Here is a 21,882-nt window from a genome sequence, read left to right as displayed (position 1 = left end):
CTCGACAAGAGCTTTGGTTTGTCCGAACACTTACGAGCGCTCCTGTTCGTGGCCATCCCCAGTAAGCGTTGCCTTCGTCATTCGTTTGCCTCCGAGGCAACTCTGTGGCTTCGGTCGTACCCGTTCGGAGCTGGCGGCTGCCAGCCTTCCGGCAGGCGGGCGGCACGGTAGATGTACACATACATCGGATGACAGGTCGCCACATCCGAGGAGTGCGTGGTCGAGCAGTCGCCGCCGGGGCAGGCCGACAAGACCCCAAGAAGATCGATCTCGGCGAACATTTCCAGGTAATCGCCGACCCGCACGGGCGAGGCCTTCATGAAGTACTGCCCGGTCCGGCTCTGATGATGTGACCGCTCCCCCTTGTGGATCGTTGCAGACCCACCCTGGCACAGAGATGCCGTCGGGGGGCGGTCACATCATCAGAGCCTCTTGAAGTACCGGAACGGCCATCGCTGGGTCATGCCGGAGGGGTAGGGCCCGTGGGATCCGCGGCAAGGCAGTTCCTTTGAGACCGCCGGCCGGCCCAATGGCCGGCCGCAACCCGTTTCCGCCTCGGGCGTCAGTGGACGGCAGGAGCGTCCGAGGCGTTCTTCATCAGGAACTCGGTCACCAGTTTGGCTTCGTCATCATCAAGACCCGCGCGCGGGAACATCGAGGGCGTGATGCCGCGCCACTGAAGCTGGGTGAAGCCCTTGGGATCGCGCGGGCCATGGCAGACGGTGCAGCGCTGATAGAAGATGCGCTCGCCCGGCTCCATGTTTGCATAAAGCGACTCGACCAGTTCGGCCACGCGGTCAAGGCCGAGCGCGTCTTCGTCGATTGCGGCGAACTGGTAGTCCTCGAGGATCGCGGGCTTCCGATAGGCCTGGTTCGGACGCTCGGCGTCCTCGCATTTGGCGACCGAGGCCACGCAGGTATTGGCGATGGTCGCCTGCGTCAGCCCCGAGGCCGGGCGCTCCGAGGTGATCCAGTTGATCTGGCCCGAGTTGCAGCGGCCCTTGCTGTCCAGATCCGGCCAGACGCCTTCGTACAGCGACATGACGCCCGGCATGATGTCGTCCGACAGCACGGCGCCCGCGATGATCGCCCCGCGGTCGTTGCGGATTTCCACCAGATCGCCATCCGCGATGCCGCGGGCCTCGGCGTCCTGTCGGTTCATCCGCACCGGCTCTCGCCCGTCGATCTTGTAGAGATCGCGCAATTGGTCCGAGTTGTCCATCTGGCTGTGCAGGCGGTACCAGGGATGGGGGCTGACGATGTGCAGCTGCCCTTCCTGCGCGTTGCCCAGGTATTCCAGCGGCTCCTGCCACACGGGCATGCCCGGGTTGTCGGCCACCTTCATGTCGGCGATGGTCTGACAGAACATCTCGATCTTGCCCGACAGCGTATGCAGCGGGTGGCCTTCGGGGTCTTCGTAGAACGAGCCATGGCGCACCCACTTGCGGGCTTCGGGGGGTGCGGGCTGCAGGGCATAGCCCTTTTCCCAGAATTCCTCGAAGGGTGTGGTCTTCGACGCGCCGGACCGTCCGTAGGCGGCACGGATGTGGTCCATGTAATCGACCGAGTCGGTGAACTGTGCCCACAGGCCCATCTTGTCGGCCAGCGCCTCGAAGATCTCATAGTCGCTTTTCGACTCGCCCAGCGGCTCGATGACCTTCTTCATCGCGTAGATCTTGTCGTTGGAATAGGTGCCGCCGACCGAGATGTCGTCGCGTTCCAGCGTGCCGGATGCGGGCAGCACGATGTCGGCCCAACGCACCGCCGCCGTCCACCAGATGTCCTGGCTGACGATGGTGTGCAGCTTGCCGAACGCCTTGAGCAGCCGGTTCAGGTCCTGCTGGTGCGAGACGAAGTTGTTGCCCGCGTTGTAGATCATCTTCACGTCGGGATAGGTGCGGGTCTGGCCGTTGTAGAAGAACTCTTTCCCCGGGTTTTCCAGCATCTCGACGATGCGGCTGGCGGGGCAGAGCTTGTCCACCAGGTTCTTGCCCGAGGACAGACCCGTGGGCGTGGGCTGGCCCGACTGCGGCATGCCCCCGTTGCCATAGTGCCAGCTGAAGCCCACGCCCTCGCCCGGCTTGCCGATCTTGCCGATCAGCGCGGCGAAGTTGATGATCGCGTGGTGCGTCAACTCGCCGTGATGGGCGCGCTGCAGCGACCAGGCGCCGCCGAACTGGGTACGGGACTTGGCGAACAGCTCGGCCAGCTCCCGGATCCTGTCGGCCGGGATGCCCGTGATGGCGGCCGCCCACTCGGGCGTCTTGGGGGTGGCGTCCTCGGCCTCGCCCTTGACGTAGGCGATCCATTTCTCCGACCCGACCGTGTACATTCCCATGTACTCCTGGTCTTCCAGTCCCTGATCGAGGACATGGTGGGCCATGCCCAGGAACAGGGCGATGTCGGTGTTCGGGATGATCTTTTCCCACTCGGCGTTCAGGTACTGGTCCGAGGCGGTCCGCTGCGGGTTGATCGAGATGAAGCGGCAGCCCGCGTCGCGGATTTCGGCCCAGGGACCGTACATGCCGTGGTCGGCCACCGTGTATTCGATGCGGTTGTTCTTGATCGGGTCGCATCCGACCAGCACGAAGACCTCGGTGTTGTCGCGCACGACCTCCCAGGCCGTCTGGGGCGAATAGACCTCCATGTCGCCGATGATATGGGGCAGCGCCACCTGGCTGGCCCCTGCGGAAAAGTCGCCCTGGGTGATGGTGCAGCCGCCGATCAGATTGAAGAAGCGTTGCTGCATGACGTTGGGGCGGAAGGAACCGGCATTGGCCCAGCCGCCGTAGGAGGAGCTGAAGATCGCCTCGTTGCCGTCCGCCTCGATGGTCTTGATGATCGCGCTCGCGGTCAGGGCCAGGGCGGTGTCCCAGTCAACGCGGACGAATTCCTCCTTGCCGCGCAGTTCGGGCTTGGTGTCGCCGGTCTGCCAGTTGTCCAGATAGGACTTGCGCACCATGGGATAGAGGATGCGCGACTCGTCATAGACACGATCGATGGTGCCCAGCATCAGCATGTCGGTGGGCTGCTTGTCGAGATGCGTGATGGGCGAGATCGCGGTGACCCGCCCGTCGCGGACGACCGCCTCGAAGGGGCCAAAGTGCGTGGCGTGAAAAACGCGTTGCCCGTGCGAGTTGGGGTCGATGGCCGCGAGGGCCGTGCTGTTCATGAAGCGACCAGCACCCAGGACGCCAACGGCAGCGGCGCCCGCTTGCATGAAGCCACGGCGGGAAAGTGAAAAAGCGGTCATTCCGGTCGTCCTCTGACTCAGATTTTCAGCATAAAATGGATCGGGCGACTCGGGCGGTCCATGATCTGGATCATGGTCCTGATGCCGCATAAGCTCGAACAGGTCTGGATGGGAACGTCCTCCGGAACGGGCTCGCACCCGAACCCCCGGGGCGGCGAACCATCCGCCCGGCTCGGACGTTTCTGCTGCGGCTGTATCTTGCACCCTGGGAGACTTGCGCCATGAACCCCTTTTCTGTTGTCGCTGGATCAAGCCTCGCAACCGCGGTGGCCATGTCACTGCTGCTGACTGTCCCCGCAGCCGCGCAGCAGGGAACGGGCGCACCGCTGCCTGCGGACAGCATGGCGCCCGATGCGCAGACGGTGCCGCCTGACAGCCTGCCCTCAGGCTCTGTCGGCGATTCCGTGGACAATCCCCACAGCATGCTGGGCGAACTCACCGGAGGACCGGACGGCTCACCTACGGCCTTGCGCGGAAACCCGCTGCCCGGCACCTCGACGTCGATTCCGACCGCGAATCCGGCGCCGGTTATCCCGCTTCCCGAAAGGGAAGGGAAGGCGGCGGAGCGCGAGACCACGGGTATCGAGGGGCAATGCGATCCGGTCGTGGGACTGGGAAACTGTCCCGACCGTCCCTCCGCAACCAACGCCGAAGCCGGGGAGGGTGCGGGTGCCTCTGCAAGCGCAGTCGAAGGCGCCGGTGCAGCCTCCAGCAGCGCCGGCAATGGCGAGGACGACGTGTCCGTGCCACCTCCCAGCGGCACAACCAACGGAGGTGCGATCGGAACGGGCGGAGCGACGAACTGACCTGCTTGTCGGACTGCGAAGCGGAGGTCTTGCCTCAGCCACCGACCTCGCGCGCTCCGACGTCTTCAGCCAGCAGCAGGGTGAAACCCAGCACCGCCGGATGGGCGCAGCGCCACGGTCAGTCGGTCGCGATTCGCAAGACTGGGCCCCCACGTCGCTGTGCTGAACGTCGTGCTGCGTGTCTGCGTGTCTGCGCGTCGTAGCTCTGGCTCAGCGGCTGGTCAGGCAAGGCCATGTGCCTGCAACAGCCCGCGCAACGCCGCCGCGTCGAGCCCCTCGCCATCACGGATCACGACCGTCAGCCGCAGGCCACCGCTGCGCGGCAGGACAGCATAGAGGACCCGCAGCCCGACCAGCACCAGCAGCGTCGCCGCGGTGCCGATCAGAGCCAGCCCGAACAGGACCACGCCATGGACGATCCCGATCGCGGCACTGATCTGCAACGAAGCGGCTGTGGTCAGTCCGTGAACGGAGGGGCTTTGGCGGAAGATCACCCCCGCGCCCAGAAACCCGATCCCGGTCAGGATGCCATGGGCCATGCGGGTCGGGTCCGACACGATCTGTGTCCCGGGGATGCGGTTCAACGTCCACAGTTCCTGTTGCGCCGCGGCGAGCGTCAGCAGCGTTGCGGCCAAGCACACGAGTGCATGGGTCCGCAGCCCAGCAGGGCTTGCCCTGCACCTCGCGGTCAAGGCCGATCAGCATCCCGGTAACCAGACTGCACAGCAGCGGCAAACCGATTTCGGCGGACAGGAATAAGGCGAAATAGTCGGGCAAAGCAGGCTCCCTAGCCTAGCGAGTGGCGCGTGCCTCGCCCGCTTGTGTGACGTCGACGCTTACGCGGCGTCCGGTTCCCGCAAGCTCAAGGATCAGACCATCCTGGTAATCTACTCGATCAAGTCGAAGCCTCCCGTGAGACCCGGACCAGCTTGCACCTGCCGCCCGCCCAAGGCCACGAGGCGGACGCCAATCTTTTTCTGTCGCTGCCTGGGTTCCTTGCTTTCGCCGCATTATCTTCTTACGTTCTTGTTATCGATCAAATGCGAGTATGACCATGGCGGAGACCGCGACCTTGTCCTCGAAGTTCCAGATATCGATCCCCAAGGCGGTTCGGGCAGCCCAGCACTGGGAGGCCGGGCTGACCTTCGCGTTCATCCCGAAGGGAACGGGTGTTCTGCTGGTGCCCGTCCCGAAACGCGATGCGCTGAAAGGCATGGCGCGTGGCGCGTCCGCGACTGACTACCGCGACCGCTCGGACCGGTTCTGATGATCCTCGTCGATACCTCAGCCTGGATCGAATGGCTGATCGGTTCGGCGACCGGGGACAGGCTGGCCGAACATTTGCCTGAACAGGCTGCGTGGCTTGTCCCGACGATGGTTCAGCTGGAACTGGCCAAATGGCTGACGCGCGAGGCCGGCGAGGACAAGGCCGATCAAGTGATTGCCTTTACGCAGGTCTGCGACGTCGTCCCACTGGATACCGAGATCGCGCTGGGGGCGGCAGAGGCGTGCCGGGAACACAGGCTTGCGACTGCCGATGCCATTATCTTCGCAACTGCCCGCGCGCGAAGAGCGACCTTGCTGACCTGCGACGCGCATTTCGGCGGGCTGCCTGCCGTTACTCTGATAGAGAAGATCAAGGCCTGAGACCCGGGCTCCCAGTTGACTGAGATTGCCGCGCTCAGCTTCCGTACCATCACCGCATCAACAACGTGGACACCTCCGGCACGACGACTTCCACCACCTTTTCCTTAAGATCGACGGCGCGCCAGAGGTAGTGCAGGGTGCCGTTGAACTTCACGAAGACCTCGTCCAGGTGCCACTTTCACGGCGGGCCAGACGCATCGGGGAAGCACGGTTTCTGCGGATCTCGGCGGAAGATCGGCCCAAACAGGTTCCACTAGAAGCGGACCGTCTCATAGATCACGTCGACGCCGCGCTCGTGCAGCAGCTCCAAGATGTTGCGCAGCTACAGCGGGAAGTTGATGTACAGCATCACGTACAGACGGATGATCTCGGGTGAGGTCTTGGGGTACCGAAACGGGCTACGCTGAGTCATGCCAGAAGGGTAGGGCGGCCGCTCTCGCTTGGGCAAGCCGAGTTTATCTGACAATGCTACCCCGTCGCCTCATCGGTCCCAGGTACCATTACCCCCGTAAACGCAACGGTGATGATGAATCATGCTCTCCAGATCACGTCGGGGGCAAGGTTTTCAGCGGCCTTCTAATCCGCTACTACGCTGCTTCGCGTGAGTTGTATCTGATCTCGACCGAACTTGTCGGGTCCTGACCGCGATTGCCCCTGACGTTCGGTTGAGGCCAAATCCTGTCCCCGCAACCATCGAAACGTGACTCGAAGCCCTGCGATCCTCTCGCAGGGCTTTGTCATTGGTGCAGAGGCCGAGAGTTCCCGCCAGGTCGCCGGCCAGTTCCAGCGCCAGTCCGCTGTCGCCCTCAGGCGACACTCGAGCCTCCGAAATCAGCCCGCGCAAGATCTCGGCGGCTTCTTCGCGGCAATCTGGTGTATTCAGGGCGGCAATCAGGTCGCCCACTTTGCGCTCCTAAACGGCTGCCATCGTCGGATGCAGGCGCACTGGAGCCTCGTACGCCGGCCTGACAAGGACGGGGACGTGAATGCCGCGGACCGGATCGATACGCTGCATGGACTGATCTCGCGCCTCTCTGACGAGGGTCGCAAGGAGTAGAAAAGCGGCTGCTCATGTCCTGCGCATCACGTTGCACCTTTTAGGCAGCTACCACCTTCGACGCTGCTTCGGGACCAGGAGGCACTGGGTCAAACTACCGGGCCAGAGTCGGACAGGCTGTGACCTCCATCGCTAGGTCGCAGAGTTCCAGGTCTGTGTCGCCGTCCTGAATGGCTTGGCCGCGCACGACGCACCAACACGGACGTCGCGGTTCCGGGAAGATGAAATCCGGGTTCCAAGCAATTCATGCAACAGAGTCCATGAAGCGCGCAAAGAGCTCACGTTGCGACGAGATACCAAGCTTTGCATAGATGTTGCGGCGGTGAATGCGCACTGTTCCCGATGCAATGCCAAGCGCCTGTCCTGTCGCCTCGGCCGAATGGCCCTTCAGGACGTAGCCCACGATCTCGCGCTCGCGTGCGGTGAGTCGGTCTAGGCCATGCCCCGTCAGTTCCGGTTTTTGGGTTGCGTGGGTGGCGAATACCTCAGCGAGGCCAGACCAATGCTGTGCCATCAGAGCTGTAACGATCGGGGAGACTTTGGAAAGACGACGGAATTCGGGCTGGCTGAAGATCTTGTCCTCACGCATCAGCGACAGGACGACATGAGCGTCGCCGGGCACATGCGCGAAATATCCGATCTCTTCGGCAATCTCGGTCCGCATGTAATAAGTGCGGAAATACTCGCCTTGATAAAACCGGTCGGGTGCGAGGTCGCGCAGCCGATACAGTCCTGGAGGCACTGGACAGACCGCGCTAAGAAAAAAGGGGTCCAGCAGGTAGGGTCCCTCGACATAGTCGCTGACGAAAACCTTGCGTCGCCCCTGCGGAAAATCGTCATGAATCTCAATGGGCCGATTGTCACCCTGGTAGCCGAAGACGACAGTGAACGTATACGGCACCACCGCGCGAAGCCATGCCGTGAGTGCCGGGCAGAAGTCCTGTGTTCCAAGTGCGGCGATCGCCGTCCCCAACAATTCGGCCGGGGTATCGTTCGGATCCGCAGTGTCAACCATGACCCGAGCTATGCCTTTTGTGATATATACAGCCTTGGCATGGTTTTCTACGCTTTTCCCCAAGTCAAGATATAGACCCCCGGGAGCAGCATGGAAGCTCGACCCATTGCAGAACTGAGGGCTGTGACCAAGCGGTATGGCGTGGTTACAGCTGCGCGTGGGCTGAACCTCTCCATCCGGCCGGGTGAGTTCCTCTCCTTTCTGGGCCCTTCCGGCTGTGGCAAGACCACGGCGCTCAGGATGCTCGCGGGCTTCGAGCAGGCAACCGAGGGCGAAGTCCTGATCGATGGCCGCGTGGTCAACGGGGTGCCTCCCTATCTGCGACCGGTGAACATGGTGTTCCAGCAATATGCCCTGTTCCCTCATATGAACGTGGCGCAGAACGTAGGCTATGGGCTGAACCAGCGCCGTCCCCGTCCTTCTCGGGCTGAAGTGGCCGCCGAGGTGGAGCGGGCGCTGCAGATGGTGCGGCTTGCCGGCTTCAGCGATCGGCGCGTCTGGGAAATGTCGGGCGGGCAGCAACAGCGCGTCGCCCTGGCGCGGGCAATCGTGAACCGGCCCAAGATACTGCTTCTGGACGAACCGATGGCCGCGCTGGACAAGAAGCTGCGCCACGAAATGCAGATCGAATTGAAATCGCTCCAGCGCGAATTGGGCATCACCTTCGTCCTTGTGACCCATGACCAGGAAGAGGCTCTGTCCATGTCAGACCGGGTTTGCATCATGGACCATGGCCAGATCGCCCAGATCGGCACGCCGGAAGACCTGTACGATCGCCCCCAAAGCCGCTACGTGGCCGATTTTGTCGGGCGGTCGAACTTCATCCCGGCGTGGGTGATGGGCATGGTCGGAGATCATATCCGCGCCGAAGGGCCAGAGGGGCTGTCCTTCACCGCCCGCACCGGCGCGCCGTTGACAATTGGCACGGAGATCCTGCTGTCGCTGCGGCCCGAAGACATCCAGCTTGCCCTGGCCGGCGCTCCGGACGGCCACCCCATGCGGATCACGCATCGCATCTTCCTGGGCGAACATACCGAATATCACCTGTCGTCGTCTGCTATCGACCATCTGGTCACCGTCGTGCCGCGTGGCGCTGATGCCGTACTCCGTAATCTGACCGTCGGCACCGAAGTCGCCGTCTGCTGGCGCGAAGGTGCCCCGCTTGCACTGACCAGGGACTGAACCCAATCATTAGCGACCGGCGCAGACACATGCGCGGGCACCTCTCCCCGCACCAATCAACAGGGATGAAAAAGATGACTGACCGTCGTGCCACCGCCACTGAAAAACACTTCCTCCAGAAGCTGGAAAGCTATCGCAAGGGATCACTCTCGCGTCGCGATTTTCTGGCCCAGACAGGGCTTGGGCTGGCGACGGCCGTGATGGCCGGAACCATGCCTGGCCTCGCGCGCCGAGCCTGGGCGCAGGGAAGTATCGGCGACCGGGTCGTAATCGCGACCTGGCCGAACTATCACGCCCCTGAAAGCCTTGAAGCCTTCCGTGCCGCCACCGGGGCTACGGTGGATGTGAACGTTTTCGGCTCGAATGAGGAGATGCTGGCCAAGCTGCAGGCCGGCGGCGCAAGCTGGGATGTGGTCGTGGCCACCAACTACACCATTTCCACCTATGTCGATCAGGCCATCATCGAGGAGTTGGACCTATCGCGCATCCCCAACTTCGACCCCTCGGCGTTCGAAGCCCGCTTTGCCGATCCAGGCGTGATCAATGGCAAGACCTACGCCATCCCGCGCAACATCGGCACCACTGGCTATTGCGTGAATACTTCCGAACTGGACAGCGCGACGCCCACCACGTGGAAGGAATTCTGGGATTTGAGCCGCGATCAACTGTCGGGCCGCACGATGGTGCATGACTATCAGCTGACCGCCATCGGAAACGCGCTGAAATACTACGGTTACTCCTTCAACTCGGTTGATCCCAAGGAATTGGCCGATGCCGAACGGCTGCTTATCGAGACGAAGCCACATCTCTTTGCCATCAACTCGGATTACCAGCCCTCGATGCGGTCGGGGGATGCGGCCATGTCGATGTGCTGGACTGGCGACGCGGTGCAGTTGCAGCGCGACATACCGGAAATCGCCTACGTGCTGGGCAAGGAAGGTGGTGAACTGTGGTCGGACTTCTTTACCATCCCGGCCTCGGCCCCGCATCGCGACGCGGCCTATGCGCTGATCAACTTCCTGCTGGCGCCGGAAATGGCCGCGCAAGAGGCACGGTTCCATGGCTACCCGACTGGAGACAGTCGCGTGGATGCACTGCTGCCCGATGAGATGCGCAGCAGCCCGATTCTCTATCCGGCGGCGGATATCCTGAACGCCCTCGAATTCGGCGCTGCGATCACGCTCACCAACCCCGTACGGGCCGAGATCATGGCTCGCTTTAAGTCGGCCTAACGGGGAACGGACGTGCGACCAGCCCTGCGCACTACCCTGTTTCTGGTACCCGCCACGGCATGGCTTCTGCTCATGCTGGTTCTGCCTTTGCTGGTCGTCGTCCTGTTCAGTTTTGGCGAAAGGGGGGCTGCGGGCGGATACGTCCCGGCCTTCACGCTGGACAATTACGCGAACCTCGCGGCACGCTGGACGGCTTTTCAGAATACCATTCTGCTCGCCCCGCTCGGCACGGTGCTGTGCCTGCTGATCGCCTATCCGCTGGCCTATTATCTGGCGATCAAGGCCGATCCGCGCTGGCGCACTATCCTGCTGATCCTGGTCATCGTGCCGTTCTGGACCTCCATCTTGATCCGGTCCTATGCGTGGATCCAGATCCTTGGCGGCAACGGCCTGCCCCGGTTGATCGCCGAATTCGGCTTTGGCCGGCCGCGCCTAATCAACACGCCCTTCGCGGTGATGGTGGGGATCGTTTATGGTTATCTGCCACTGATGGTCTTTCCGATCTATGTCGCGCTGGAAAAGATCGACCGCCGTCTGCTGGAAGCGTCAGCCGATCTGGGCAGCCCGCCGTGGCGGACCTTCGTGCAGATAACCTTGCCCCTGTCGCTGGCAGGTGTGGCGACCGGGTCGATGCTGGTCTTCATCCTTCTGATGGGAGAATTCCTGATCCCGCAGATCCTTGGTGGCGGAAAGGTGTTCTTCGTCGGCAATGCCTTGGTCGATCTGTTTCTTCAATCGCGCAATTGGCCCTTCGGAGCGGCTGTCGCGGCGACGCTGGTGATGGTCATGCTGGTCATCGTCACGCTCTATCTGCGAGCGATGAAGCGCCTGTCGGGTGGGCGCGACGATGTGGCGATGATGTGAAGGGACGCGGATGAGGCTCTATGTCATAGCGGTCTATCTGTTTCTCTACATCCCCATCGGGATTATTGCGCTGTTTTCCTTCAACGCCGGGCGGCATGCGGCGCAGTTCGCCGGATTTTCCACGCAATGGTATGGGAAGGCGCTGGACAATCCCTTTGTCATCGACGCGCTGAAGACGAGCTTTACTGTGGCTATGACCTCGGCCCTGCTGGCCACTGTCTGCGGCACGTTGGCCGCCGTGGCATTGCAGGGCATCCGGGGCCGACTGCGCATGGTCTATGACGCGCTGATATACATGGCGGTGATGGTGCCGGGCATCGTCATCGGCATTGCCACGCTGATCACGCTGGTGACGGTGTTCGACACGCTAAACCCGCTCTTGGCCACGCTGTTCGGCGGCAAAGCCCCACCGCAACTCGGCCTTGGCAAAGGGTCGCTGATCGCCGCGCACGGGCTGTTCACTATGGCGCTGGTCATCGTGATCGTGCGCGCACGTCTGCAAGGCATGGATCGCACCCTGCTGGAGGCTGCTGCGGACCTGGGCGCTCCGCCAATGCGCAGCTTCGTGCAGATCACCCTGCCGCAGATCGCCCCGGCAGTATTGGCAGGGTTCCTGCTGGCCTTCACCTTCAGCTTTGACGATTTCATCGTCGCGTTCTTCGTTGCCGGGTCTGAGACGACACTGCCGATCTATGTCTTTTCCTCGATCCGGCGAGGGGTAACACCTGAGATCAACGCCATTGGAGCGATGGTCATGGCGGCCTCTTTGGTGCTGCTGATTACCGCCCAGATGATCCTTCGCCCCCGCAAGCGCTGAGATACCTTCAAAGGACGGATCATGATGCTGAAAAACCGCGTGGCCTTCGTAACGGGAGCTGGTGCCGGGATCGGACGGGCGGGAGCCATCGCCATGGCGCGCGAAGGGGCCCGGGTTGTGGTCACCGACCTGATTGCCGACCGCGCCGCAGCTGTCGCGGCCGAAATCACCGCGCAGGGCGGACAGGCAGAAGGCATCGGCCTTGACGTCACGGACGATGGGGCGCTGTCGGGTGCTATTCTAGACACGGCCACTCGGTTTGGGCGGTTGGATGTGCTGCATTCCCATGCGGGCGTGCAGGTGCCGGGGCGGCTGGATCAATTGGACGTGGACGGGATGGACTTGTCCTGGCGGCTGAACGTGCGTGCGCATTTCGTGGCGGCCAAGGCCGCAATGTCCATTATGGCCCCGCAAAGGACGGGGTCGATCATCATCACCTCGTCCAATTCGGGCGTGCAATATGACCGCGAGATGATCGCCTATTGCACGACGAAACACGCCGTCATCGCCATGACGCGCCAGATCGCTGCCGATTACGCCCGCCACAATGTACGCTGCAATGCGCTGTGCCCCGGCTTTGTCGACACTGTCTTCAACACGGGGTTCGAGGAGCAGATGGGCGGCCGCGCCGCATTGGAGAGCTATGTGCGCGACACCATTCCGATGGGCCGCTTCGGAACCCCGGAAGAGATGGGGGAGGCCATCCTCTACCTCGCCTCCGACAGGTCGGCCTTCATGACGGGGCATGCGCTGGTGATTGATGGGGCCGAAAGCATCTGATCTGCGCCTTGGACTATCCTCTGGCGGGTCCGACGTTGCCGGACGCCCCTCGGCCCGCCAAGGTGATCCCGCCTAGTGCTTACTGTGCTCTCGGATGATCCCACCGTCGCCATGTTGGCAGAGGGCTGCGACAGGCGTTTGACCGGCAAGCCGAGGAACGACGGCCCGGCCCCGATCCTTGAGCGCCCTGATGCACGAGATCGTCCAGCGCTGGGTGGTTACCGCGCCACCAAGCACGACGGCCCCCGTCTGCTCGATGAACTCGTTCAATACGCGAAAACCGCCAGGACGCCTGGGAAGAGAGCGCCTACCGCTCAGCCGAGAACCAAAGCCTCCGTGGCTATGCCCAGGTGTCCGGTCGAAACAGGGGCCGGTTCAGCAAGTCGTCGCAAGCTTTCTGCAGCTGTTGGAGGCCCCGGCGTATCTGGAGCAAGGGAATTGAGCCATATCCGAGGCGAAAGAAGGGGCATGGCAGCGGCGGCGCCTCGAAGAAGACGGCGCCTGGCTCAATCAGGACACCGCGATCGCGGGCTCGCTCCGCGAGACCCAGGCTGTCCATACCTTCCGGCGCGGACAGCCAGATACTCGCGCCGCCGTCGCGTGCTGTTCCTGCAATGCAGAAGCTTGTTCCGGTCAGGGCGTCTATCGTTTCGCTGCGGCGGCGCTTCATTTCCTCGCGCATGCGGACCACATGCGCATCGTAATGGCCCAGCGCGAGGAAATGGGCCGTGATCCGCTGCAGATGTGTCGGAGGATGGCGCAGCATGATCGCCCGCGCCTCGCGCGCCGCGGCGATCATCGGCTCGCTGGCGACCAGATAACCGATGCGCAACCCCGGAAACAGCGACTTCGAGAAGCTGCCCAGATAAATGACGCGGCCCTCCCGGTCGAGGGACTTGAGAGCGGGCAGCGGCGGGGTGAGATAGGACATCTCGAAATCGTAATCGTCCTCGACGATCAGGAAGTCATTGGCGACCGCCCGCGACAGCAGATCCACGCGCCGGGGCAGCGGCATGGTCGCGCCGGTGGGGATGTTGTGGCTGGGCGTCACGACCACCAGCCGGGTGTCATCCGGCAGGCTTGCCGGGTCCAGACCGTTGTTGTCTATGGGAACGCAGCGCCAAGGCGCGTCGGAGCGCCGAAGCGTTTCGGCGAAATCGGGGTATCCCGGTTCCTCGATCACGGCCAGCCGGTTGGGCTGCGCCAGCACGTCGATCGCCAGGAACAGCGCGTTCTGCGATCCGACCGTGATCAGCACCTCTTCGGGCCGCGCATGGATGCCCCGGCGCGGCAACGTTCGCGTGCAGATGTAGTCGATCAGCATCGGGTCGTCGCGCGACAGCATGTCAACGGCAAGCTCGCTGAACTCGCGCGCGCCCAGGGCCCGGCGCGCGCAGTCGCGCCAGGCGGCATGATCGAAAAGCCCCGGATCGGCCTAGCCGTAGATGAAGGGGAACGGGTAGGACCGCCAATCGGGGGGCTTGCGGATCACCCGCTTCCGAACGGGCCGGCCCCGCAGCCAGTCGTCCCAAGCGATGCTGTGCGCGGCCTTGCCCGTCCCGCGCGCGCCGACCCGCATCGCCGGGATGTCGCGCGCCACTGCGAAGCCCGACCGCGGCCGGCTGTCGAGATAGCCCCAGCCGAGCGCGTGTCCGCCAGGCGTTGAGTTCGCTGGAGCGCGACGGTCTCGTGACCATCTCACCCCATCGCGGGGCCTGCGTCTCGGCCCCCACGGTCGAGGACGCGCGTGACGTGTTCTACGCCCGCCGAGCCATCGAGGGTCGGGTGATGGAGCGCCTTGTGGAGACGTTGGAGCCAAAGGACATTGCTGCGCTGCGTGTTCATATCGAGCAGGAGCGCAGGGCTGCCGCTGCTGACGATACTGCCAGCCTGATCCGCCTGTCGGGTGGCTTCCATCTTGCACTCGCGGATCTGGTCGGCTCTGATTTCCTGAGCAGCACCATGCGTGACCTGATCGCCCGCGCGTCCCTGATCACCGCCGTCTACCGTGACACCGCCCAATTCGACTGTGGTCCCGACGAACATAAGGCCATCGTGGACCGTCTGGAGGCCGGGGATGCCCAAAGCGCTGCGGCATTGATGATCGAGCATCTGAACCATATCGAAAGTGAGCTGAAACTGGACGAACGTCTATCCGCCGAGCTCGACCTCCGCACCGCGCTGCTCTGACCTGGGGCGTGAGGTCTGGACGGCGGTATGCAGCGGACGGGCGGACTCGGACGGGCGTGTCAGTCTTTGCGCTCGGCCCCTCCTGCACGACCGCAAGGCCTGCGCCAGGCGCAATGTGATCGAGCGTCTCCTGGCCGCCCCGGGACCTGGCGACGCGTCGCCACCCGACATGATCGCCCGGTCCGCAACCCTCTCTCAGGCCGGGCGCCGGTTTCATCAGGCACAGCAGGAGCCTGAAGGAAGCCCCCTGTCTGACGCGTCACCGCCGTCCCGCCGGCTTGACGCGCGGACCCGAACGCGCCATGCAGCGCCATGTCCGATCCGGCGTTCTCCTCGCGCGGCACAGCCCAGCGCCGCAACTTCTATGGCCGTCGTCACGGCAAGACCCTGCGCCAGAGCCAGAAGGGCTATCTGGCCGAGGATCTGGGCGATCTGCGCCCGCGCGGGATCACGCTTCAGGACAACCCCGATCGCGCGCCGCTGGACCCGGCCGCGTTCTTCGGCGACGACCGGCCGCTGTGGGTGGAAATCGGGTTCGGCGGGGGCGAGCACATGGTCCACATGGCCGCGCGCCATCCCGACGTGGGCGTGATCGGCTGCGAGCCCTTCATCAACGGGGTCGCCATGCTGCTGGGCAAGATCCGGGCGGCGGGCGTGGGCAACGTGCGGGTCCATCCCGGCGACGCGCGCGACCTGATGGACGTGCTGCCCGATGCCTGCATCGACCGCGCCTTCCTGAACTATCCCGATCCCTGGCCCAAGACCCGCCACCACCGCCGCCGCTTTGTCACGCCCGAGCATCTGGTGCCGCTGGCCCGCGTGATGCGGCCGGGGGCCGAGTTCCGGGTGGCGACCGACATACCCGACTATATGCGCCAGACGCTGGAGGAAGTGCCGCGCGCCGGCTTTGCCCTGGTGGACGAGGGGCCGCGGCCCTGGGACGACTGGCTGCCCACCCGGTACGAGCAGAAGGCCCTGCGCGAGGGCCGCGTGCCGCATTACGCGACCTTTCGCCGCTAGCGCGGCAGGTCGCTGGCGGGATGCCGTTCGACGCAAGATCGGCCATGGCCGCGTCCCCCGCCGCGCGTTATCACGGCCGCGCCACAGGAGAAGCCGATGTCGCACGCCGCAGCCCCCGTTCCGATGACCGCCCGCCGAACCGGCCCCCTGCACGGAGAGGCGCCTGTGCCCGGCGACAAGTCGGTCAGCCACCGGGCCCTGATCCTGGGCGCGCTGGCCGTCGGCGAGACACGGATCACCGGCCTGCTTGAGGGGCAGGACGTGCTGGACACGGCGCGCGCCATGCAGGCCTTTGGCGCCGAGGTCGAGCGCGTGGGCACCGGCGAATGGGTCGTCCACGGCGTGGGCGTCGGCGGCTTCGGGGAACCTGCCGGCGTGATCGACTGCGGCAACTCGGGCACCGGGGTCCGGCTGATCATGGGCGCCATGGCGACCACGCCGATCACCGCGACCTTCACCGGCGACGCCAGCCTGTCGCGCCGCCCGATGGGGCGCATCACCGATCCGCTGGCGCTGTTCGGCGCGACGATCGCCACGCGGCAAGGCGGGCTGCTGCCGGTGACCATCACCGGCGCCGCCGACCCGGTGCCGGTGCGCTATCGCACCCCCGTGGCCAGCGCGCAGATCAAGTCCGCGGTTCTGCTGGCCGGGCTGAACGCCCCCGGCGAGACGGTGGTGATCGAGGCCGAGCCCACGCGCGACCACACCGAGCGGATGCTGGCGGGCTTTGGCGCGGCCATCCGCACCGAGGTCACGCCCGAGGGCCGCGTCATCACCCTGACCGGCCGGCCCGAGCTGCGCCCGCAGGTCGTGGCCGTGCCGCGCGATCCGTCCTCGGCCGCGTTTCCGGTGGCGGCCGCCCTGATCGTGCCCGGATCGCAGGTCACCGTGCCGGGGGTCAGCCGGAACCCGACCCGCGACGGGCTTTACGTGACGCTGGCCGAGATGGGCGCGAACCTGACCTGGGACAACGACCGCGAGGAGGGCGGCGAGCCCGTCGCCGACCTGACCGTGCGCCATGGCTCCCTGCGCGGCGTGACCGTCCCGGCCGACCGCGCGGCCAGCATGATCGACGAGTTCCCGATCCTGTCCGTCATCGCGGCGTTCGCGGATGGACCGACCGTGATGAACGGGGTGGCCGAGCTGCGGGTCAAGGAAAGCGACCGCATCGACGCGATGGCGGTCGGTCTGCGCGCCAACGGGGTCGCGGTGGACGAGACCCGCGACAGCATGACCGTGCACGGCCGGACGGCGGTGCCCGGCGGCGCGACGGTGCAGACCCATCTGGACCACCGCATTGCCATGTCGTTCCTGGTCCTCGGGCTGGCCTCGGACGCCCCGGTCACGGTGGACGACGCCGGTCCCATTGCGACCAGCTTTCCCGATTTCCTGCCGCTGATGCAGCGCCTGGGCGGCGATCTCGGCTGACGGGGGGCTGTGAGAGCAGGCCCACGCACAAGGGGCGGGCCGTGGCCCGCCCCCGATGCCCTGCGCTGCGATCCTGTCAGCCCGCCGCGCCGGGGAAGCCCGCGCCTTTCAGCACCGCGCCGATCTCGTCCAGCACGGCGGGATCGTCGATGGTGGCAGGCGTCTTGAACGCCTGGCCATCGGCGATCTTGGCCATCGTCGCGCGCAGGATCTTGCCCGAGCGGGTCTTGGGCAGACGGTCCACGACCACGGCGGTCTTGAAGGCCGCGACCGGGCCGATCTGATCGCGCACCATGCGCACGACCTCTTTCTGCACCTGGTCCGCGGTCTGGGTCACGCCTTTCTTGAGGCAGAGAAAGCCCAGCGGCATCTGCCCCTTGAGGCTGTCCGCGACCCCGATCACGGCGCATTCGGCAACGGCCGGATGGGCCGACAGCACCTCCTCCATCGCGCCGGTGGACAGGCGGTGGCCCGCCACGTTGATGACGTCGTCCGTGCGCGCCATGATGTAGAGATAGCCGTCCTCGTCGATATAGCCCGCGTCGCCGGTTTCGTAATAACCGGGGAAGGTGGTCAGATAGGCGCTGCGGAACCGCTGGTCGGCGTTCCACAGGCTGGGCAGCGTGCCCGGCGGCAGCGGCAGCCTGATCGCGATCGCGCCCAGGTTGCCGGCAGGCAGGGGGTTGCCGCCCTCGTCCAGGACGTGCACGTCATAGCCGGGCATCGGGACCGAGGGGCTGCCGCGCTTGACCGGCAGCGGCTCGATCCCGAAGGGGTTGGCGGCAATGGCCCAGCCGGTTTCCGTCTGCCACCAGTGGTCGATGACCGGGACGCGCAGATGCTCCTCGGCCCATTGCACGGTGTCGGGGTCGGCGCGCTCGCCGGCCAGGAACAGCGCCTGAAGGCTGCGCAGGTTGTAATCCTTGATCAGCTCGCCCTCGGGGTCCTCGCGCCGGACGGCGCGGATCGCGGTGGGGGCGGTGAAGAACGACTTGACCTTGTGGTTCTGGATCACCCGCCAGAAGGTGCCGGCGTCGGGGGTGCCGACGGGCTTTCCCTCGAACACGATGGTCGTGGCGCCGGCGATCAGCGGGCCATAGCAGATATAGCTGTGGCCCACGACCCAGCCCACGTCCGACGCGGCCCAGAACACGTCGCCGGTGTTGATGCCGTAGATGTTCTTCATCGTCCAGTTCAGCGCCACCAGATGCCCGGCGGTGTGGCGAACGACGCCCTTGGGCTGGCCCGTGGTGCCCGAAGTGTACAGGATGTAATGCGGGTGGTTGCCCTCGACCGGCACGCAGTCGGCCGGCTCGATCCCGTACTGGAACGAATGCCAGGCCACGTCGCGCCCCTCGATCAGCTTGGCGACCTCCTGCTCGCGCTGGAAGATCACGCAGAAATCGGGCTTGTGGGTCGCCTCCTCGATGGCGCGGTCCAGCAGCGGCTTGTAGTGGACGACGCGCCCCGGCTCGAGCCCGCAGGACGCCGCGATGATCGCCTTGGGGGTGCAGTCGTCGATGCGGACGGCCAGCTCATGCGCGGCGAACCCGCCGAAGACGACCGAATGGACGGCGCCCAGGCGCGAGCAGGCCAGCATCGCCTCCAGCGCCTCGGGGACCATCGGCATGTAGATGATGACGCGGTCGCCCTTTTCGACGCCTTTGGCGCGCAGCGCGCCCGCCAGCGACGCCACGCGGGCCTGAAGTTCGCGATAGGTGATGCCCTTGGTCGAATGGGTGATCGGGCTGTCGTGGATGATGGCCAGCTGGTCCCCGCGTCCGGCCTCGACATGGCGGTCCACGGCGTTCCAGCAGGCGTTCACGCGGGCGTCGGCGAACCACTGATACAGCGGCGCGTCGTCGTCGAACAGCGCGCGGCTTGGCGGCGTGGCCCAGTCGATCGCCTGCGCGGCGTCCATCCAGAACGCCTCGGGATCCTGTTTCCAGCGGCTGTAGGTTTCGGCGTAGGTCATGATCGGTCCCCCTCCCGAGACAGCAATCTGATAGGCGACAGCGGCGGGGCCGGGCAACCGTGTTAACGGTATCGGTCACGCCCTGCCGTGCAGGAATCCTGCATTGTCCGCGGCTTTCGTTGCAAACTCGATGCGCCAGCAAACATGTTGGCCAATCCCGAAATGTTTGCAAACCCCGGGACGGGCCTGAGTCGCGCAAGCCGCCCCTAGCCGTAATGCGCGACCGGGGTTCCCGCCAGCGCGCTGATGTTCAGCAGGCCCCGCGCCGTGATCGAGGGCGTCACGATATGGGCGCGGTTGCCCATGCCCATCAGGATCGGCCCTACCTCGAGTCCCTGCGCCCGGGTCTTGAGCACGTTGCGCACCGCCGAGGCCGCATCCGTGCCGGCAAAGACCAGCACGTTCGCGGGGTCGGACCCCAGCCGGGACGCCGGCATCAGCCGCGCCCGGACGGCGGGGTCCAGCGCCGCATCGACGTGCATCTCGCCGTCATAGACGAAATCGACCTCGCGGTCGGCCAGGATGTCCATCGCCTCGCGCATCTTGCGGCCCGAGGGGGTGTCGAGATTGCCGAACTGCGAATGGCTGCACAGCGCGATGCGCGGCGTCAGGCCAAAGCGGCGGACGTGGCGGGCGCAGCCCATCGCGGTGTCCGCGACCTCCTGCGGCGACGGGTCGTGGTTGACCTGGGTGTCGGCGATGAACAGGGGGCCTTCCTCCTGGATCATCATCGACAGCGCGCCGACCGGGTGCAGCCCGCCGCGCGCGAGGATCTCGCGCACATAGCGCAGATGCCAGGAATACTGGCCGAAGCAGCCGCAGATCAGGCTGTCGGCCTCGCCCCGGTGGACCATCACGGCGCCGATGGCGGTGGTGTTGGTCCGCATGATCGCCCGGGCGATGTCGGGCGTGACCCCGCGCCGCGCCATCAGCGTGTGATAGGTTTCCCAGTATTCCCGATAGCGGGGGTCATCCTCGGGGTTGACGATCTGGAAATCGACATTGGGTCGGATGGGCAGGCCCGCGCGCTCGGCCCGGGTTTCGATCACGTCGGGACGGCCGATCAGGATGGGAACGTCGTTGGTTTCCTCAAGCATGGCATTCGCGGCCCGCAGCACGCGCTCGTCCTCGCCCTCGGCAAAGACGATGCGCCGCTCGGCGGTGGCCGAGGCCTCGAACACCGGCCGCATGATCAGGGCCGAACGGAAGACCGAGCCGTCGAGGTGGCGCTTGTAGGCGTGGATGTCGGGCAGGGGGCGGGTGGCCACCCCCGATTCCATCGCCGCGCGGGCGACGGCCGTGGCCACGACGCCGATCAGGCGGGGGTCGAAGGGCTTGGGGATCAGATAGTTCGGGCCGAAGGTCAGCGTCTCGCCGCGATAGGCGGCGGCGGCCTCGGCGCTGGTGGTGGCGCGGGCAAGGGCTGCGATCCCCTCGATGCAGGCCAGCTGCATCGCGTCGTTGATCTCGGTCGCGCCCACGTCCAGCGCGCCCCGGAAGATAAAGGGAAAGCACAGGACGTTGTTGACCTGGTTGGGATAGTCGCTGCGGCCCGTGGCGATGATCGCGTCGGGTGCTGCGGCGCGCACGTCCTCGGGCAAGATCTCGGGCGTCGGGTTGGCCAGCGCGAAGACGATCGGGCGCCGGGCCATGCGCGCCACCATCTGGGGCGACAGGACCCCGGGACCGGACAGGCCCAGGAACAGGTCGGCGCCCTCGATCACCTGGTCCAGGGTGCGCAGGTCGGTGGCCTGGGCATAGGCCGCCTTTTGCGGCGTCATGTCCTCGGCCCGGTCCGTGTGGACCAGCCCGTGAATGTCGCACAGCCACACGTTCTCGCGCCGCACCCCCAGTTTCAGCAGCATGTTCAGGCAGGCGATGCCGGCCGCCCCGCCCCCGGTCGAGACGACCTTGATCGTGTCGAACGAGCGCCCCGTGACGCGCAGGGCGTTGCTGGCGGCCGCGCCCACGACGATGGCGGTGCCGTGCTGGTCGTCGTGGAATACGGGGATGTTCATCGACTCGCGGCACAGTTTTTCCACGATGAAGCAGTCGGGGGCCTTGATGTCCTCGAGGTTGATGGCGCCGAAGCTCGGCTCGAGCGAGCGGACGATGGCGGCCAGCCTGACCGGGTCCGTCTCGTCGATTTCGAGGTCGAAGCAGTCGATGTTGGCGAATTTCTTGAACAGGACGGCCTTGCCTTCCATCACCGGCTTTGCGGCGCAGGGGCCGATGTTGCCCAGGCCCAGGACGGCCGTGCCGTTCGAGACAACGGCGACCAGGTTGCCGCGCGCCGTATAGCGGCTGGCCGCGGACGGATCGGCCTTGATCTCCAGGCAGGCCTCGGCCACGCCGGGCGAATAGGCCAGGCTGAGGTCGCGGCCGTTCGCCAGGGGCTTGGTCGCCCGAATCTCAAGCTTTCCGGGACGCGGCAGCTCGTGATAGTCCAGTGCCGCCTGCCGTACCGTGTCCTGCCGCCGCTCGTCCATTCGCCGCCCCCTCCGTCGCTGGCCCCCGGGATACGGCGGCGGACGTTGCGTCACAAGACGCGGCGACAGGTTTCCATCCCCGCCTTGCCGGCGCTTGCGCCGCACACCGGCGGGCGTGATGATGCGC

17 protein-coding genes and 2 pseudogenes are annotated in these 21,882 nt (G+C 65.3%); 11 read left to right on the top strand and 8 right to left on the bottom strand.

What is annotated here, in order from left to right; translation table 11 throughout:
- Positions 1-77 precede the first annotated feature (77 nt).
- Positions 78-335 (bottom strand): annotated as a pseudogene (locus tag DPQ23_RS08630) (hypothetical protein); the annotation flags it as partial.
- Between the two features lie 227 nt (positions 336-562).
- Positions 563-3,172, bottom strand: a complete 2,610-nt coding sequence (locus tag DPQ23_RS08625; protein WP_240602585.1) for a molybdopterin-dependent oxidoreductase — start codon at positions 3,170-3,172, stop codon at positions 563-565.
- A gap of 353 nt (positions 3,173-3,525) precedes the next feature.
- Here DPQ23_RS08625 and DPQ23_RS15415 point away from each other — a divergent pair, with 353 nt between their 5' ends.
- The gene (locus tag DPQ23_RS15415) at positions 3,526-4,059 is read left to right on the top strand and encodes a hypothetical protein (protein WP_162630694.1); all 534 of its coding nucleotides are present in this window, start codon (positions 3,526-3,528) and stop codon (positions 4,057-4,059) included.
- A gap of 221 nt (positions 4,060-4,280) precedes the next feature.
- Here DPQ23_RS15415 and DPQ23_RS15945 read toward each other — a convergent pair whose 3' ends face one another.
- Complete coding sequence (locus tag DPQ23_RS15945; protein WP_240602584.1) at positions 4,281-4,694, bottom strand: MgtC/SapB family protein; 414 nt, start codon at positions 4,692-4,694, stop codon at positions 4,281-4,283.
- 413 nt (positions 4,695-5,107) lie between these two features.
- On the opposite strand from DPQ23_RS15945, the gene DPQ23_RS08615 reads away from it, so the two are divergent.
- Together DPQ23_RS08615 and DPQ23_RS08610 are read left to right on the top strand one after the other, a co-directional pair.
- Complete coding sequence (locus DPQ23_RS08615) at positions 5,108-5,326, top strand: AbrB/MazE/SpoVT family DNA-binding domain-containing protein (protein WP_205961426.1); 219 nt, start codon at positions 5,108-5,110, stop codon at positions 5,324-5,326.
- Positions 5,326-5,706, top strand: coding sequence for a type II toxin-antitoxin system VapC family toxin (locus DPQ23_RS08610; protein ID WP_112874284.1), 381 nt, complete (start codon positions 5,326-5,328; stop codon positions 5,704-5,706). Before DPQ23_RS08615 ends, DPQ23_RS08610 begins: the two co-directional genes overlap by 1 nt.
- A gap of 79 nt (positions 5,707-5,785) precedes the next feature.
- Here DPQ23_RS08610 and DPQ23_RS16185 read toward each other — a convergent pair.
- Positions 5,786-6,118, bottom strand: a pseudogene (locus DPQ23_RS16185) (DDE-type integrase/transposase/recombinase); the annotation flags it as partial.
- Positions 6,119-7,007: 889 nt separating this feature from the next.
- Positions 7,008-7,778, bottom strand: coding sequence for a helix-turn-helix transcriptional regulator (locus tag DPQ23_RS08595; RefSeq protein WP_112874281.1), 771 nt, complete (start codon positions 7,776-7,778; stop codon positions 7,008-7,010).
- A 90-nt stretch (positions 7,779-7,868) separates the two neighbouring features.
- On the opposite strand from DPQ23_RS08595, the gene DPQ23_RS08590 reads away from it, so the two are divergent.
- The 5 genes from DPQ23_RS08590 to DPQ23_RS08570 all read left to right on the top strand — a co-directional run bounded on the left by DPQ23_RS08590 (position 7,869) and on the right by DPQ23_RS08570 (position 12,653).
- Positions 7,869-8,960: an ABC transporter ATP-binding protein gene (locus DPQ23_RS08590; RefSeq protein WP_112874280.1), complete on the top strand. Its 1,092-nt coding sequence runs from the start codon at positions 7,869-7,871 to the stop codon at positions 8,958-8,960.
- 74 nt (positions 8,961-9,034) lie between these two features.
- On the top strand, positions 9,035-10,192 hold the full coding sequence (locus tag DPQ23_RS08585) for an ABC transporter substrate-binding protein (RefSeq protein ID WP_112874307.1): 1,158 nt from the start codon (positions 9,035-9,037) through the stop codon (positions 10,190-10,192).
- A 12-nt stretch (positions 10,193-10,204) separates the two neighbouring features.
- Positions 10,205-11,056, top strand: a complete 852-nt coding sequence (locus DPQ23_RS08580; protein ID WP_112874279.1) for an ABC transporter permease subunit — start codon at positions 10,205-10,207, stop codon at positions 11,054-11,056.
- 10 nt (positions 11,057-11,066) lie between these two features.
- Positions 11,067-11,873 carry an ABC transporter permease gene (locus tag DPQ23_RS08575; RefSeq protein ID WP_112874278.1) on the top strand — a complete coding sequence of 269 codons (807 nt, stop codon included), beginning with the start codon at positions 11,067-11,069 and terminating at the stop codon, positions 11,871-11,873.
- A gap of 21 nt (positions 11,874-11,894) precedes the next feature.
- The gene (locus DPQ23_RS08570) at positions 11,895-12,653 is read left to right on the top strand and encodes an SDR family NAD(P)-dependent oxidoreductase (RefSeq protein ID WP_112874277.1); all 759 of its coding nucleotides are present in this window, start codon (positions 11,895-11,897) and stop codon (positions 12,651-12,653) included.
- Positions 12,654-12,993: 340 nt separating this feature from the next.
- On the opposite strand, the gene DPQ23_RS08565 is transcribed toward DPQ23_RS08570, so the two are convergent.
- The gene (locus tag DPQ23_RS08565; protein WP_240602582.1) at positions 12,994-13,977 is read right to left on the bottom strand and encodes an aminotransferase-like domain-containing protein; all 984 of its coding nucleotides are present in this window, start codon (positions 13,975-13,977) and stop codon (positions 12,994-12,996) included.
- 428 nt (positions 13,978-14,405) lie between these two features.
- Between DPQ23_RS08565 and DPQ23_RS08560 the strand changes: the two genes are divergently transcribed.
- The 3 genes from DPQ23_RS08560 to aroA all read left to right on the top strand — a co-directional run bounded on the left by DPQ23_RS08560 (position 14,406) and on the right by aroA (position 17,291).
- Positions 14,406-14,843 (top strand): GntR family transcriptional regulator, encoded by a 438-nt coding sequence (locus tag DPQ23_RS08560; protein WP_205961425.1) that lies wholly within the window; start codon positions 14,406-14,408, stop codon positions 14,841-14,843.
- Between the two features lie 312 nt (positions 14,844-15,155).
- Entirely contained in the window at positions 15,156-15,863 is a 708-nt protein-coding gene (gene trmB / locus DPQ23_RS08555; RefSeq protein WP_112874275.1) for a tRNA (guanine(46)-N(7))-methyltransferase TrmB, read from the top strand.
- A 96-nt stretch (positions 15,864-15,959) separates the two neighbouring features.
- On the top strand, positions 15,960-17,291 hold the full coding sequence (gene aroA / locus DPQ23_RS08550; RefSeq protein WP_112874274.1) for a 3-phosphoshikimate 1-carboxyvinyltransferase: 1,332 nt from the start codon (positions 15,960-15,962) through the stop codon (positions 17,289-17,291).
- A gap of 76 nt (positions 17,292-17,367) precedes the next feature.
- Here aroA and DPQ23_RS08545 read toward each other — a convergent pair whose 3' ends face one another.
- Together DPQ23_RS08545 and DPQ23_RS08540 are read right to left on the bottom strand one after the other, a co-directional pair.
- Positions 17,368-19,266, bottom strand: a complete 1,899-nt coding sequence (locus tag DPQ23_RS08545) for a propionyl-CoA synthetase (protein WP_112874273.1) — start codon at positions 19,264-19,266, stop codon at positions 17,368-17,370.
- Positions 19,267-19,472: 206 nt separating this feature from the next.
- Positions 19,473-21,755 carry an NADP-dependent malic enzyme gene (locus tag DPQ23_RS08540; protein ID WP_112874272.1) on the bottom strand — a complete coding sequence of 761 codons (2,283 nt, stop codon included), beginning with the start codon at positions 21,753-21,755 and terminating at the stop codon, positions 19,473-19,475.
- Between the last annotated feature and the right edge of the window lie 127 nt (positions 21,756-21,882).

The organism is Paracoccus endophyticus, from assembly GCF_003286075.1.
In the GTDB taxonomy this organism is placed as follows: domain Bacteria; phylum Pseudomonadota; class Alphaproteobacteria; order Rhodobacterales; family Rhodobacteraceae; genus Paracoccus; species Paracoccus endophyticus.
This window is presented reverse-complemented; position numbering and strand designations above follow the sequence as displayed.